Annotated in this window: 16 protein-coding genes; 11 read left to right on the plus strand and 5 right to left on the minus strand. The window is 50.3% G+C overall.

The window, feature by feature from the left end; genetic code table 11:
• Window positions 1–57 precede the first annotated feature (57 nt).
• From ABXJ76_RS13865 to ABXJ76_RS13880, 4 genes are read left to right on the plus strand one after another with little or no spacing between them, the layout of a single operon-like run.
• Entirely contained in the window at window positions 58–1,656 is a 1,599-nt protein-coding gene (locus ABXJ76_RS13865) for a MutS-related protein (RefSeq protein WP_432741321.1), read from the plus strand.
• Window positions 1,653–2,855, plus strand: coding sequence for a formate-dependent phosphoribosylglycinamide formyltransferase (gene purT / locus ABXJ76_RS13870; RefSeq protein WP_432741322.1), 1,203 nt, complete (start codon window positions 1,653–1,655; stop codon window positions 2,853–2,855). Before ABXJ76_RS13865 ends, purT begins: the two co-directional genes overlap by 4 nt.
• Window positions 2,856–2,863: 8 nt before the next feature.
• Window positions 2,864–3,439 (plus strand): lytic transglycosylase domain-containing protein, encoded by a 576-nt coding sequence (locus ABXJ76_RS13875; RefSeq protein ID WP_432741323.1) that lies wholly within the window; start codon window positions 2,864–2,866, stop codon window positions 3,437–3,439.
• A gap of 43 nt (window positions 3,440–3,482) precedes the next feature.
• Entirely contained in the window at window positions 3,483–3,938 is a 456-nt protein-coding gene (locus tag ABXJ76_RS13880; RefSeq protein ID WP_432741324.1) for a DUF1810 domain-containing protein, read from the plus strand.
• Window positions 3,939–4,138: 200 nt separating this feature from the next.
• Here the strand turns inward: ABXJ76_RS13880 and ABXJ76_RS13885 are convergent, their stop codons facing one another.
• Window positions 4,139–5,077, minus strand: a complete 939-nt coding sequence (locus tag ABXJ76_RS13885; RefSeq protein WP_432741325.1) for a DMT family transporter — start codon at window positions 5,075–5,077, stop codon at window positions 4,139–4,141.
• 423 nt (window positions 5,078–5,500) lie between these two features.
• Here ABXJ76_RS13885 and ABXJ76_RS13890 point away from each other — a divergent pair, with 423 nt between their 5' ends.
• From ABXJ76_RS13890 to ABXJ76_RS13920, 7 genes are all read left to right on the plus strand, one after another.
• A complete protein-coding gene (locus ABXJ76_RS13890) occupies window positions 5,501–6,661 on the plus strand; it encodes an ABC transporter permease (protein WP_432741326.1) in 1,161 nt (386 codons plus the stop codon).
• A 3-nt stretch (window positions 6,662–6,664) separates the two neighbouring features.
• Complete coding sequence (locus tag ABXJ76_RS13895) at window positions 6,665–7,420, plus strand: ABC transporter ATP-binding protein (protein ID WP_432741327.1); 756 nt, start codon at window positions 6,665–6,667, stop codon at window positions 7,418–7,420.
• Window positions 7,421–7,440: 20 nt separating this feature from the next.
• A complete protein-coding gene (locus ABXJ76_RS13900; protein ID WP_432741328.1) occupies window positions 7,441–8,400 on the plus strand; it encodes an efflux RND transporter periplasmic adaptor subunit in 960 nt (319 codons plus the stop codon).
• Complete coding sequence (locus ABXJ76_RS13905; protein WP_432741329.1) at window positions 8,397–9,869, plus strand: efflux transporter outer membrane subunit; 1,473 nt, start codon at window positions 8,397–8,399, stop codon at window positions 9,867–9,869. The genes ABXJ76_RS13900 and ABXJ76_RS13905 overlap by 4 nt, the downstream gene beginning before the upstream one ends.
• An 81-nt stretch (window positions 9,870–9,950) precedes the next feature.
• The gene (locus ABXJ76_RS13910) at window positions 9,951–10,505 is read left to right on the plus strand and encodes a cytochrome b/b6 domain-containing protein (protein ID WP_432741330.1); all 555 of its coding nucleotides are present in this window, start codon (window positions 9,951–9,953) and stop codon (window positions 10,503–10,505) included.
• 2 nt (window positions 10,506–10,507) lie between these two features.
• Window positions 10,508–11,866 (plus strand): deoxyguanosinetriphosphate triphosphohydrolase, encoded by a 1,359-nt coding sequence (locus ABXJ76_RS13915; RefSeq protein ID WP_432741331.1) that lies wholly within the window; start codon window positions 10,508–10,510, stop codon window positions 11,864–11,866.
• Between the two features lie 451 nt (window positions 11,867–12,317).
• On the plus strand, window positions 12,318–12,497 hold the full coding sequence (locus ABXJ76_RS13920) for a hypothetical protein (protein WP_432741332.1): 180 nt from the start codon (window positions 12,318–12,320) through the stop codon (window positions 12,495–12,497).
• A gap of 44 nt (window positions 12,498–12,541) precedes the next feature.
• On the opposite strand, the gene ABXJ76_RS13925 is transcribed toward ABXJ76_RS13920, so the two are convergent.
• The 4 genes from ABXJ76_RS13925 to narJ form a co-directional block, all read right to left on the minus strand.
• Window positions 12,542–12,847, minus strand: coding sequence for a hypothetical protein (locus ABXJ76_RS13925; RefSeq protein WP_432741333.1), 306 nt, complete (start codon window positions 12,845–12,847; stop codon window positions 12,542–12,544).
• A 46-nt stretch (window positions 12,848–12,893) separates the two neighbouring features.
• Window positions 12,894–13,757, minus strand: coding sequence for a multicopper oxidase domain-containing protein (locus ABXJ76_RS13930; protein WP_432741334.1), 864 nt, complete (start codon window positions 13,755–13,757; stop codon window positions 12,894–12,896).
• Between the two features lie 61 nt (window positions 13,758–13,818).
• Window positions 13,819–14,496 (minus strand): respiratory nitrate reductase subunit gamma, encoded by a 678-nt coding sequence (narI, locus tag ABXJ76_RS13935; protein ID WP_432741335.1) that lies wholly within the window; start codon window positions 14,494–14,496, stop codon window positions 13,819–13,821.
• A gap of 13 nt (window positions 14,497–14,509) precedes the next feature.
• Window positions 14,510–15,229: a nitrate reductase molybdenum cofactor assembly chaperone gene (gene narJ, locus ABXJ76_RS13940; protein ID WP_432741336.1), complete on the minus strand. Its 720-nt coding sequence runs from the start codon at window positions 15,227–15,229 to the stop codon at window positions 14,510–14,512.
• Between the last annotated feature and the right edge of the window lie 9 nt (window positions 15,230–15,238).

Consider the following 15,238-nt stretch of genomic DNA (forward strand, 5'->3'; position numbering starts at 1 on the left):
CAAGCCCGTTGAAATAAAACTTTTAGTGATGCAAACAGCGAACCAAAAGGCTAAAAAATGAAACAAACACTCTTACAAAGTTGGCAAGATAGCAGCTGGCCGACCATCAAATCGAGCAAACCTCTGGAAACCGGCGACGGTGTTATTGACCAAAGAACTTTCAATACGATTGAAGTCGATCAGCTGTTCGAGGCCGTCAATTACGCCTCAACAATTGCCGGGCAAGCGGTGTTATTTCGTTCGTTAACCCAGCCGCTGGATACGCTGGACCCGATTAAAGCCAAACAACAAGCCGTCGAAGAGCTGCGCAATAATCCGGCACTCAAAGAGCAGCTTGAACGCATCGTACAACACGCGATAGCCGATGAAAAAAACTTCTATTTGCTGTTGTTCGGCGAATTTCTGGGAACCTTTGGCACCGCCAGAGAAGAGCACGAAATTGAAGGCTACGGCTATCTGCAATATAAACGCGGCATCCGCTTTATGCTGGAGCTGGTCGATCAGATTCAAGCGGCAGAAGCCCCCCAAAGCGACTATCTAAAAGGCATTTTCGAGCAAATAAAAGCCTTTTCAGAATCAAGACCTTATTCGCTGATGGAAGGGCCGGTTTATATTGTTGAAAATAATCTCCAGTGCAAGGAACAGCGGAAGACGTCGTTTTCGCCTGCGATTATTTTTAAACCCCGGCTGTTCAAACCGCTGCTGATCACGCTGTTTTTCGGAGCCATCTGGGCGCTGGCGCACTTTTTCCCCACCGACATGTTCAAGGTTTCAGTTGAGGCTATCCCGACCGCGACTATTTTCCTGGTGCCTTTGTTGCTGGTTTATTTTCCGATTGTCGGCGGCTTTGATCGCGATAGCTGCATTATCCCGCTAAGAAATGAGTTTAAAAAATCCCCGGCGGTAGCCGACACTTTAGATGCGCTGGGCAAGCTCGACGAATTGCTATCGTTTATAAAATTTTCCGAGGCATTCGGCGGGAGTCATGTATTGCCCGAACTGATTGATGCGACGCATCACCGGATCAATCTGGTTGATGCCAGGAACCCGGTACTAGGCAAACAAAACCCGGATTATGTCGGCAACGATTTTGTCTTGGATGATGACAAACTGGTACTGGTCACCGGACCCAACAGCGGCGGCAAGACGGCTTTTTGCAAAACGGTCACCCAGATCCAGCTGCTCGCGCAAATCGGCTGTTATGTTCCTGCCAAATCGGCAATACTGACCGTCGCCGACCGGATTTTTTATCAGGCGCCCGAGATCAGTCATCTGGATGACGGCGAAGGCCGGTTCGGTACCGAATTGAAGCGAACCAAAGATATCTTTCTGGCGGCTACGCCTAAAAGCCTGGTGATTCTGGATGAATTATCCGAAGGCACGACCTTCGAAGAAAAAATGGAATCGTCGTCGAATGTGCTGAACGGCTTTTACCGGAAAGGCAACAGCACCCTTTTAATTACCCATAATCATCAACTGGTCGATCATTTTGTTGCGCAGGGCACAGGCTTGCCGAGACAAGTCGAGTTTGCCAATGACGCGCCGACCTACAAACTGGTTACAGGCATATCCCGAGTCAGCCATGCCGACCGCGTGGCGAAAAAAATCGGTTTCTCCAAAGAAGACATAGACAACTATCTGGCGGATTCACAATGAAAATAGGCACCCCCTTATCAAATAGTGCAACCAAAGCCCTGATGCTCGGCAGCGGCGAACTGGGCAAAGAACTGGCTATTGCCCTGCAACGTTACGGCGTGGAAGTGATTGCCGTCGACCGTTACCCGAATGCACCGGCGCAACAGGTGGCGCATCGCAGCCATGTGATCGATATGACCGACACCGAAGCGCTCAAAAAGCTGATTGCACTGGAACAACCCGATTTCATCATCCCTGAAATTGAAGCGATTGCGACCCAGGCGCTGCTCGACATTGAAGCGGAAGGGTCATGTACGGTGGTGCCTAACGCCAGAGCGATACAGTTGACCATGAACCGCGAAGGCATCAGAACTCTGGCCGCCAAGCAGCTTAAAATCGCCACTTCGGACTATGCATTTGCACAAAGTTTTGAGCAATTGCAGGCGGCGGTTGATGGAGGCATCGGTTATCCGTGCTTTATCAAACCGACTATGTCATCATCCGGCAAAGGCCAGTCGATGGTTAAAAATGCCGATCAGCTGAAAGCCGCCTGGGATTACGCTAAATCCAGCGGCCGAGTGGATACCGGCAAGGTTATTGTTGAAGCAAAAATCGACTTTGATTTTGAAATCACCTTGTTAACGGTACGCGCACTGGATCAGCACGGAGAAGTCGAGACTCACTTTTGCGCACCGATAGGCCATGTACAGGAAAACGGCGATTACCGGGAAAGCTGGCAACCGCAAGCGATGAGCGCCGCCGCGATCAAAGCGTCTCAGGACATCGCGTTCAAGATAACCAACGAAATCGCCGGACTCGGCCTGTTTGGTGTTGAACTGTTTATCAAGGGCGATACCGTCTGGTTTAGCGAAGTTAGCCCCAGACCGCATGATACCGGCATGGTGACCCTGGTCACCCAGAAACAAAATGAATTTGAATTACACGCCAGAGCCATTTTAGGCCTACCTGTCGATACCGGCATGCACAGTACGGGAGCTAGCGCGGTAATCTTAGGTGGCCTGGATGCACAAGGCGTGGTTTACGAAGGACTGGACAAGGCGCTAAGCGTCCCGACCAGCGAAATCAGATTATTCGGCAAGCCTGAAGCTTTTACCAACAGGCGCATGGGCGTTGCGTTAGCTACGGCTGAAACTGTCGATGAAGCCAGAAACAGGGCGGTCAAAGCCGCAAGTATAATCGCTATCAAACCGAGTCGATAGGTGAAGCCATGATGAGAATTGCCGTTATTTTAACCCTATTACTCATCTCAAACGAGGTGCTGGCTGACATCTATAAATTTATCGGCAATGATGGCAGCATCACCTATACCGACAAGCCTAAAAACGATCTGTACAAGCGCATCATACGAACAAGGCCGGTAAATTATGCCGCAGCCCTGCCCTATATGGGCCCCAACAAGAAGAGATTCGCCGACCTTGTTACCGAGGCGGCTAATCGACATCAGGTTGATGTTAGGCTGGTACACGCCGTTATCCAGGCGGAATCCGCTTACAATGCCAAAGCAATCTCCTCAGCCGGGGCCGTAGGCTTAATGCAGTTAATGCCCGATACCGCAAGACGCTACGGCGTTGTTGACCGAAACAATCCCGTGCAGAATATTGACGGCGGCACCCATTATTTGAAAGATTTGCTCAGAATGTTTGGTTCCAATCTGGATCTGGCCGTTGCCGCCTATAACGCCGGTGAAGGGGCGGTGATGAGATACCATAACTCCATCCCGCCCTACCCCGAAACGCGCAATTACGTTAAAACGGTAATGGCTTTGTATAACAGGCGTTCTTGAACTGGATCGTAACCTGCCGGGGTAGATCAACAAGGAGATCAGCATGATAAACGCAAGCGACAACGTCGACTTAAGTCGCTTCACCCGTGCGCAAGACAGCATCTATGACAGAGTGCTCGCAGAGTTAAGAAACGGCCGGAACGGCCGGAAACGAACTCACTGGATGTGGTATATATTCCCGCAAATTGATGGCTTGGGGCACAGTACAACGTCAAAACATTATGCCATTAAGAGCCTGGAAGAAGCTCGGCAATACCTGAATCATCCTGTCCTTGGAAAAAGGCTGTTGGAATGCGCAGAAGCGGTTTTTACCGCTGAAGGACGCTCAATTTCAGAAATCTTTGGCTATCCTGATAATCTAAAGCTTAAATCTTCCATGACGCTGTTTGCCTGTGTGGCAGAGCCATACTCCGTATTTTTCCGTATCCTTGACAAGTACTTTAATGGAGAGAAGGATGCTTTGACGCTCCAATTATTAGAGGAAATTAAGACGAAATGAGCCAAGTGTGTAGGTCGGATTGGGCGCGCCGGTCATGGAGTTTAGGCATCTTTGCTCCCCACGCCGTAACCCGACAGGGGAAGCAGGAATAACATTAATTACGTTAAGCCAAACCGATAAACCAAGGTCACACTGATAGCGATCAGCAAGCAGTTATCAAAGCTTTCAATCAGCTGTTTGATGTAAATGTATAGCCGATTTTATGATTTAGCCCGGCTAACCACATAAACGCCGATTAACACCAAAGCAGTCCCGGCCAGTTGCGCCGCCGTCAAAGTCTCGCCTAACAATACAAAGGCCAACGCCAACGTACCTATCGGCCCTATAGAGCTGATGATAGATGCGGAACCGGCACCGATGCGCCTGATCCCGGCATTCATTAAAAACGCCGGGAGCACGGTGGAAAAAATCGCCATGATCAGCGCCAGCCAATAAACATCGGCCGGCAAATTCAACAGCTTAACGCCGTGCTGAATCACGAAATGCAAACCGGTCGCAAGACAGGCGACGGTCATCGAATAGGCGGTAAAACGCGTCGAGCCTATCCGTTTGACCATCATGCCGCTGCCCATCAAAAAAAAGGCAAACGCGACCGCACTACAAAAAACCAATGCCGAACCTAACAATAAGCCCGATGATGCCATTGCCCTATTGTCAGCAAACACCAACATCATCCCCGCATAACTTAAAGCCAAGGCAACAGCTTGATGACGGTTAATGGCCCGGCGTTGTAGCGCCGCCGTGAACAAAACCACAAAGGTCGGATAGAGAAATATAATCAAGCGCTCAAGACCGGCCGATATATATTGCAGCCCCGCAAAATCAAGGAAGCTGGCAATGTAATAACCCAATAGGCCCAAACCGAAAATCATCAGCCAGTCCTGCCTGTTTAAGCGTTGCGCATCGTTAGTTTTTGCCGAATCGTTGGCCGACCATAACGCCACTACCAGAAAAAAAGGTAATGAAATAGCCATGCGCAGCACCATCAAGGTGATGGCATCCAATTGATGGCTGTAACTGTAGGCTAATTTGACCAGCACCGCTTTGGCTGAAAAGCCAAACGCGCCGAGTAAAACAAACAGATAACCGAAAATAGCCTGACGATTGTTTTGAGGTATAACGGATTCGGGTTGATGCACAAACTTCTCCTTAAGATGGAAAAACTGCGAATCTTGCCGGAAAGACTACCAAAGCAACGGGGACAAGACCCGCAGTTGCTTAGCTAAAATGGAATTAATGAATCAATAAAACAGCACTGCGGCGAAAGCTAATAATCTTTCGCAGCCATCGTTTGCTAATTTTCAAGGATGAGGTCATGTGGTTCATGGGTTGTATTCTATGAATACGTTTGTGCGTTGTCAATTTATGTGAGTTTTCGGGCACTTGCTCGTAATACGAACGATGCGTAGGGCGTGCCACGCGCGCCTTTTCCGATGCTTGAATAATCTTGCTACCCTTTGGCGCGCGCGGCGCGCCCTACATGAGCATCGCTGGTTGTCCGTTATCAATTTGCGTTGCATGATAGAATCCTTTCACGTCCAGCCAACCAAGAACTCAAAACCATGAATCACATTGCCATAAAAATGCTGATGGGGGATAAAGGCAAATATCTCGGTATTGTCATGGGTCTGACTTTTGCCTCGTTGATCATGACCCAGCAACCGGCTATTTTCTTGGGGCTGATGTCGCGCTCTTACAGTTTCATTTCGGATGTCGGTTTGCCCGACATATGGGTGATGGACCCGAAAGTGCAGTTCGTCGATGACATCAAACCTTTACAGGACACCGAACTTTACCGGGTACGCGGTGTTTCCGGCGTGGAGTGGGCGATGCCGATGTACAAAGGGCTGTTAAAAGCGCGGCTGGCCGACGGTACTTTTCAAACCTGCAATGTCGTAGGATTAGACGACGCCACCTTAATCGGCGGCCCGCCGGTCATGCTGGAAGGAACGATTGAAGACTTGCGCCGCAGCGACGGCGTCATCGTCGATATAGACGGCGCCAGGGACAAACTGGGCAAGCCTGCACCGATGTCCGACGGCAAACCCATTGCGCTTAAAGTAGGCGACAGCCTGGAGTTAAACGATCGTCGTGCCATCGTTGTCGGTATCGCCAAGGTCACCCGTACCTTTCAATCCCAGCCCGTAGTCTATACCACGTATTCCCGCGCCAAGAGCTACGCGCCCAAGGAACGCAAGCTGTTGTCTTTCGTTCTGGTTAAAGCCAAACCGGGACAAGACCTTACCGAATTGACCCGACGCATCCGCGCAACGACCGATTTGGCGGCTTATACGCGGGAAGAGTTTATGTCGCTCACTTATGAGTATTTTATGCATAACACCGGCATCCCGATCAATTTCGGCATTTCGGTGCTGTTGGGTTTTATCGTCGGCGCGGCCATTGCCGGACAGACTTTCTATAATTTCACCCTGGAGAATCTCCGTCAATTCGGCGTGCTGAAAGCGATGGGCACCAGCAACTGGGTTTTGCTGCGCATGATTTTGCTGCAGGCGGTTTTAGTGGGTACCATCGGTTACGGTCTGGGCGTGGGCCTGACCGCAGTGTTCGGCTACTCGATGCGCAATTCGATACTGGCGTTCAAGTTTCCGTGGCAACTGCTTATGTTTAGCGGTGCCGGGGTTAGCCTGATTTGCGTGTTTGCGGCGCTGATCAGCATCCTTAAAGTAATCCGTTTGGAACCGGCTATTGTGTTTAAAGGCTAAAACATGAATCCATCGTCATTGGCGGTACGCTGCCAGAATGTAGTCAAAATTTACGATACCGGCGACCAGAAAGTGACCGCGCTGAACGGCGTCAATCTGGATATTGCGCTGGGCGAACTGATGATGCTGGTCGGTCCCTCAGGCTGCGGCAAGACCACGTTGATTTCAGTTATCGCCGGTATTCTCGATCAGGACAGCGGCTATTGCGAAGTGTTCGGCGAAGATTTGCTGAATATGAGCAATCAACGCAAACTGAATTTCAGGGCGCGCAATATCGGTTTCGTGTTTCAGGCCTATAACCTGCTGCCTGCACTCAGCGCGGCGGAAAACGTGTCGATACCGCTGATCATCAACGGCATGAAACGCAGCGATGCCGAGCGCAAAGCCACCGCCGTGCTGGAGCAAGTGGGCTTGGGCGCGCGAGTGACAGCCTTGCCCTCGGAGCTTTCCGGCGGGCAGCAGCAACGTGTCGCCATTGCCCGAGCGCTGATTCATAGCCCGAGACTGATTGTTTGCGACGAACCCACCAGCGCACTGGATCATGAAACCGGCCGCAATGTGATGACCTTGCTCAAAGACGTGGCCTTGCACAACGACCGGGCACTGGTCATCGTCACCCATGATGCCCGGATTTTCGACTTCGCCGACCGCATTGCCGAAATGGATGACGGGCATATTGTTGAGGTCAAAGGAATTAGAGTGCAGGCTTCGCCTGCAAGCACGAGCAAAGCTTGCACTCCTGTTGCAGTCAAACCATAAAACTATGTCCAAGAGCGACTATGCAAGTTAAATACACATTACCGATACTAGCAGCGGCCGGATTTCTTTTTGCGGCTTATACGGTCGTCAACAGCAATAAACCAATACCGGTTGCTCCCGTCGTGGCACCGCCCGCCTCCGCGCCGTTTACATCGTTTATTGCCGGATCGGGTATTGTCGAGGCAAAAAGCCAGAATATCGCGATCGGCACGCCCTTGTCCGGCATCGTCAAAACCGTGGCCATCAAGGTTGGCGATAAGGTCAAGGCCGGCGCACCGCTGTTTTATCTGGACGACCGCGATACCCGTGCAGAGTTGGCCGTTAAACGTGCCGATCTCGCCAAAGCTCGGGCAGGCGTTAACGAAGCCAAAGCCTCAGTCAAAGATACCCAATCGCTGAGCGATTTGGCCGAAGCCATAACCGACCGGCGCGCCATCAGTTCCGAGGAACTGCTTAAACGCCGCAATGCCCTGTTGATCAACTCAGCCAGACTGGACAGCGCCAAAGCCCTGGTGCAACAGGCCGAAGCCGCGCTGACAACGACACAAACCACGCTGGCCCGGCTCGTCGTTCAAGCACCGGTGGACGGTGAGGTATTGCAAGTCAACATCCGGCCGGGCGAATTTGCCCAGGCCGGAGCCCTGAACACGCCTCTGCTGATGTTGGGCAACATGGACCAGCTGCATGTGCGGGTAGACATCGATGAAAATGATGCCTGGCGCTTCGACCAAAACAGCAAGGCCGTGGCTTTCCTGCGCGGCAATCCCAACTTCAAAACCGACCTGATTCCGGCTTATGTGGAACCTTACGTGGTACCCAAAAAATCGCTGACCGGCGACAGCACCGAACAGGTTGATACGCGCGTATTGCAGGCACTGTACAGTTTTGACCGGCATCAACTGCCTGTTTATGTCGGGCAACAGATGGATGTATTCATTGAAGCCGGGGATTATTCCGGCGACGGCCGTCCGCCGTTATGATTTGTCGTTCGCTTACGCTTTTTGCCGCCTTGCTGTTATCCGGCTGTTTTGCTGTCGGCCCCAACTATAAGCGCCCGAAAATCACGGTTCCGCAGCAATGGAGTGAATCGACTGCTAATGCCCGTTCCCACGCAGAACATGGGAACGATGCGCAGGCGGAACAATGGTGGAAGACCTTTAATGATCCGGTACTCGACCAACTGATCGGCGACGCGATCATCTCGAATCTGGATTTAAAGCTTGCCTTGGAACGGGTTAAAGACGCCCGCGTCCTGCGCTCCGCGACCATTGCAGCAGGCTTGCCCAGCTTGGACGCAAAGAGCAATCTCAGCAGGCGGTTCAACAACTCGTCCGCATCCGCTGCCCAAACTGGCGGCACAGCCTCTGGTGGAGGCGGTTTTGGCATCGGCAATCAGTTCATCAACATTTTCCAAATGGGCTTTGACGCTCAATGGGAGCTGGATTTTTTCGGCGGCGTCAGACGGGCGGTAGAAGCCGCCGATGCAACGATTGATGTCGAAGTCGAAAACAGCCGGGATGTGCTGGTTACCCTGCTGGGGGATGTTGCCCGCAACTACATCGAACTCCGCGCCAATCAACGACTGGTCGCGATAACCCGTGAAAATTTACATGCACAACAGCAAACCCGGGAGCTAACGCAAATCCGGCAACAGTCAGGACTTGCGAGCATGCTGGAAGTGACGCAGGCTCAAGCCATGGCCGCCACGACAGAGGCACAATTGCCGAATTATGAAACGGTAGTCAAGCAGTCGATACACGCACTCAGCGTATTGCTCGGCAAAGAACCCGGAGCTCTAGCCATGCGGCTTGACCAACAAGGCACGATCCCGACCATTGCCGCTAAGGTAATAACCAACCTCCCCTCCGAATTATTACAGCGCCGACCGGACATTCGCCGCGCCGAACGGCAGCTGGCAGTCGCCAATGCAGCCGTCGGTGTCGCGACCGCCGAGCTGTACCCGAAAATCAACCTGGCAGCGTTCATCGGCTTGCAAAATACGACCATCACCGACTTTACCCCGCTTGGAAAATCATGGTCGGCAGCATCCTCATTAACCCTGCCGATCTTTAATTGGGGAAAGCTGAACGCCAATATCAACAGCAAGAAAACGCAATTTGAACAAGCTTTCCTGACTTATCGATCCACGGTTTTATCCGCTTTTAAGGAAGTGGAAGATGCGCTAATCGCCTATAGCAACGAGCAGGCGCGGCACAAAGCGCTGGCAAAAGCCGTTGAAGCCAACCAACTGGCGGTTCAATTAGCCAACGAACGCTATCAAAATGGCTTGACCGCGTTTCTTGATGTACTGACCAGCCAATCGGCGCTTTATCAAGCCCAAAGCTTGCTGGTTGCCAGCGAGTCCCAGCTTTTCAGTAACAGAGTCGCCCTGTACAAATCTCTGGGCGGCGGCTGGCAAACCGAGGCTATCGTAGGTAATGTTAAATAATCGTGTGTCATGCTAAGCTCAACTGCATTTTTTATTTTTCCCAAAAATATGCCAACACTATAATAAATCTGGAGTACAAAAATGGAATCACAAGCATTAATTAAAGTATGGGATCTTCCGCTTAGAATTTTTCACTGGCTGCTGGTTGCCGGATTTTTTATCGCTTACCTGACTGAAGATGACTTATTAACGGTTCACGTTTGGGCCGGTTACCTGGTAAGCGGATTATTGGTGTTCAGATTAATCTGGGGATTTATCGGCAACGACTATGCCCGGTTCTCGAATTTCTTATGCAGTCCCGCCAAGTCGATTGCCTACCTTAAAGATTTGATCGCATTAAAAACCCAGCGTTACCTCGGCCACAACCCAGCGGGTGCGGCGATGATTGTATTATTGCTGGTCAGTTTATTAATGACGGTTATCACCGGCTTTGCGGTGTACGGTGCCGACCAGGCAGCCGGACCGCTGGCGGCTATAGGCTCCGCTAACGAAAAGATGTGGGAAGAAGTGCATGAATTTTTCGCCAACTTCACGCTGATTCTGGTGGTTGTACATGTTATAGGCGTAGCCGTTGAAAGCTATATCCACCATGAAAATCTGGTTCGAGCGATGCTGCATGGGTTTAAGAAAAAATAATTATGGAATGGAACACGCTATTAAACACTGACAAACTGGGTCATACAGCAGCCAAACAAGAGCTTGGGCGCTCGCCTTTTAATTCTGATCACGACAAGATTATATTTTCAGGCGCATTCAGGCGCTTGGCAAAGAAAACGCAAGTCCATCCGCTAGCGACGAATGATCATATACATAATCGTTTGACGCACAGCCTTGAAGTTGCCTGTGTTGGACGCAGCTTAGGCATTAAAGTCGGCCATGCATTACAGGATAAAGGCTGTCTTCCTGAGGCATTTGTACCTACCGATTTGGGAGACATTGTCCAATCTGCCTGCTTGGCACATGATATTGGCAATCCGCCCTTCGGTCACACCGGAGAAGAAGCCATTCGCAATTGGTTTAAATATGATGGCAACCATCATTTGACCGACCTTAGCGTTGAAGAAAAACATGATCTCCTGTTTTTTGAAGGCAATGCCCAGGGATTGCGCTTATTAACTTCATCAGAATATCACCCTGATGACGGTGGTATGAGATTGACCTACTCAACGCTGGCCTCGTTTATCAAATATCCGTGGACGTCACTACCTACTGCCGAAGGAAAGCGTCCAAAGCCAAATAAATATGGTGTTTTTCAGTCAGAATTGGCCATTTTTGATGAAATTGCCTTAGCGGTCGGATTGGAAAAACAGCCAGGCGATAACTGGTATTGTCGGCATCCACTGGTTTACCTCATGGAAGCCGCTGACGATTTTTGTTATGGCATATTGGATCTCGAAGACGGCCTTGAAATGGACATTCTTCGCTGGGATGATATTTTTGATATATTGAAACCGGTATTGAAGCCATCGGAAATCGATAGCCTGGAAGCGGATTTAGCAAAAGCTTCTGATAGGCAAAAACCGGCCCTCATTAGAGGGAAAGTTATTTCGGCGTACATTGACGCGGCAACCGAAGCCTTTATTAAAAATGAACAAGGACTCCTTCAAGGCAAACATAGCGATTTAATTTCTTTATGTCCTGCTAATATCAGAGAGTCTGTAGAGCAGGCTAAAAATACCGCAAAAACTAAAATATTTTCACATCCCCGAAAAATTGAACTGGAAATAGGTTCATACCACATCATTTCGACATTGTTAGATATTATGTGTAGCGCCGCTATAGAGCTGGTCGATAACCCCACTGAAATATCTTTTAGAAGTAAACGGGTAGTCGATTTGATTGGCAGGGATACTTTTGACCGTCAAACCAAAAAAGGCGAAAAATTAACGCCCAAATATCTGGCATTGATGCGGGTTATTGATTATATCAGCGGCATGACCGATAACTATGCGAGCTATTTGGCAAAACAATTTAACGGCATGGGCGAGTCCCGATGAGAAAAGCCAGATAGGATGGATGCAGGAGGCAGAGCACCCAAAGTAGGCGCTTTACGACTGAAATGATCCCGTCATTTCTCTGCATAGCCCACATCCCTGTGGGTTATGCAGAAGGTAGAGCAATGCAGGAGCAATTGCCGAGGCGACGCATGGAGCAGTAGCCGAAACCCATCATAATCCAATATCGCGCCGATGCGATGAGGTTCGCATTGCTCTACCTATTCTACCGCGCTGCATAGCTTGTTAATCTGCCATTAAGGAAACTTGCTCTATCATGAGTCCGATCTAAAATAATACCTAGATTGTGTTAATGAATGAATTAGCGAATTTAGCAATGAATCAGATTCAAATAAGGCCTTAGATCCGTTATTTTTATTGAACAATTAACTCGCGGTAATTTTAGACAACAATTTTTTTATCTTACCAATCTAACCAAATTAAAGGTATAAACATGAATTTAAATATCCTGCTGACAACTGGCATTATTAGCCTTGCTTTACTTAGCGGCTGTGATAAAGGCAGCGAACAACCCACCAACACAGCGGGTGGTGAGATCGCAATTCCAGCACCTACTCCAGCTCCTGAAGCAACCACTGCTCCAGCTGAAACGGCTACTCCTGCTGCCAAATAAATTGCGTAGGTTGGGTTGGAACAACACCAACCCAACCTATATCATTATCGCCCAATCGGCTGATAAAGCGCCGGCTGTGCAGGCTCTTCTATGATCAACTCAGCCAGCGCACCCTTATCAATCGCACGCGTCAGACTGTGATCAACCAACAGGTATGTTCCCGGCACTTCGGCAGTGAACTCAATCATCACCGCAGAACCTGGAGCTATGACGGTAGTCTGTACGTTTTTCAGCGGCGGATTCATGATCGCGCCATATGGATACAAGCTGTCGAATACGCCGCCGATAATATGAAAGTTGGCCGCGATATGTGAGCCGACTCCAACAAATAGACGGATTTTTTCACCCACTTTAGCTTTTAAAGCTCAATCGCCGCTGAGTGAGTTAACCCGGCCATTAAATAGAAAATATTCGGGCTTTTCCGCTAACATCTTTTCCTTGCTGAATGCTTGCAGGCCTTTGTCGCCATAGTTGCCGCTGGTGTAAAAATCGCCCTGCATCACGTAAAACTCGCGGTCGGCTTTTGCCAGGCCCTGTTCCGGTTCGACTAATATCATGCCGTACATGCCGTTGGCGATATGGGTAGGCACATGCGGACGGACTGGCGCAGTGATAAACATAAATCCCAGGATGCGTGGCTTTAAAGCTGAAGCTTTTTGCTTCGCCCTGCTCAACTTGCATTAACGGTGCTCCGCCGCCTGGACCGACCACCGCATGCAAATCGATAGAATGCGCCGAGTGACCCGAGGCATGCTCACTAGGTGCTGCACCCGCCATATTGGGTTTACCGCGACTCAGATGTATTTCTACCTGATCGCCCGCTCCGACACGAATAAACGGCCCCGGCACTTTGCCGTTATAAGTCCAATATTCATAGCTTACACCGGGCATTATTTCGGCGAGGATTTCATCGGTATAAAGATCGACGCTAACCCGCTGCGCTTGGGTTCTGTTCAACGGAGCAGGCAGATCGTCGGCGCGGCGGCCAATTTCGTCCATACCACTTTGATGAGTACCCGCCGGTTCGGCGGACATAATATGTTGCATTTGTCCATCGGCGGGCACCGGCATCGAATGCTGCATTCCGCCAGCTGAATGCCCTTCCATTTCTTCGACAGACATCGGTTTATGTTGTGCCTTCTCGGCCTGAGTAGCGGCGTATTTATCAAGTTGCGCTTTGGTTTGTGCTTCGTCGGTGCAGCCGGTAGTCAAGCCGTCCAATGCTATTGACAGTAATAGCAAACGGGATGATTTGTTCATGATTTTGCCTTTTGAATAATGGGTTTGAGCAGAGAAGGCGTACACAACAAGCCCTGATCTTTTAACGCTTACGTACGACTTGATAAGGTCGCGTGATGTAACCCAACGGCACACTCCAGACATGCACCAAACGACTGAACGGGAAAACCAGAAACAAGGTCTGTCCTAAAAACAAATGCAATTTGAAAATAATGCCGATCTCGCTGACTTGATCCGCTGCGCCGCTGCGAAACGTCACGATGCGTTGCGCCCATTCCGCCAGCAGCAACATATTAGCGCCGTCATAATGATAAAGCGAAATAGGCAGGGTCAGCAGACCCAGCACCAGCTGCACCCCAATCAGCAACAGAATAAAAATATCCATGCGACTGCTGGTGGCCCGAATGCGCGCATCGGTCAGGCGACGGCGTATCAAAATGATAATGCCTTTTAAGCACACGCCGCCGAAAACGCCACCGGCAATAACGGCCAGGATTTGTTTTGCCGACGTCGACAAGCCTAAGGCGTGATAAACCGCAGGCGGCGCCAGTAGGCCGACGAAATGCCCGACGAACAGCAACAGGATGCCGATATGGAATAAATTGCTGCCCAGCCTTAATTCGTCGGCGCGCAGAAATTGGCTGGAACCGGTGCGCCAAGTGTATTGATCGCGGTCGTAACGCGCCAGGCTGCCGATGAAAAATACACTGATCGCGATATAGGGGTAATAACCGAATAACAAGGTATTGAGATAATCCACGATTGACTCCTTCTTAAAGAGAACGATTTTGCAATTTTACGAACTGATCGCGCGGAACTGTAGGGGCGACCGGCCGGTCGCCCCTACAAACAGCGGCTGATTGGCTTTTACACGCATCCCCTGCCCCCATAAAACTGACGACTTCTTCTTCCCAGATTTCATCCATATTTACCACGGTTTCATCCTCGCCTTCGGTGGCGGCTTGTAGGCGGATTTCTTCCAGCGCTTCGGGTTCGCCTGCGAAACCTGCCAGCGCGTCGAAAATTGCGCGAAACTCGCTGCCGCGTTCGGTTAAACGCGCACCCAGCAAACTTAACACGGGCATCGCGTCTTGCAATAACTGCACCGCTTCGGCCTGTTCCTGCTGCGAGAGAAACTCCAGAAATAACGGGATGTAGTCCGGCAGTTCATGCGTGGACATTTCAAAGCCGTGCGCTTCATACATTTGCAGCAGGTTAACCATGGCCTGCCCCCGGTCTCGGGATTCGCCGTGGACATGCTCGAATATATGCAGCGACAAAAACCGTCCCCGGTCGAATAACGCCACATAATCCTCTTGGCTATCCATCAGGTCTGCGCCGCGATATGAGTCGATCAGCGCCAGCACGGATTTTTTATGGTCTTCCAGCAACAGGTTTTCCTGTTCGACGACCGCCGCCATTTCGTCTAATGCTTCAAGCATCTCGGCTTCGGGATAACTCAGCAGTAGCGATAAAACTTTTAATGTTTGCATCATGATTCC

Origin of the sequence: Methylobacter arcticus (assembly GCF_050917435.1) — a bacterium.
Lineage (GTDB): Bacteria > Pseudomonadota > Gammaproteobacteria > Methylococcales > Methylomonadaceae > Methylobacter_A > Methylobacter_A titanis.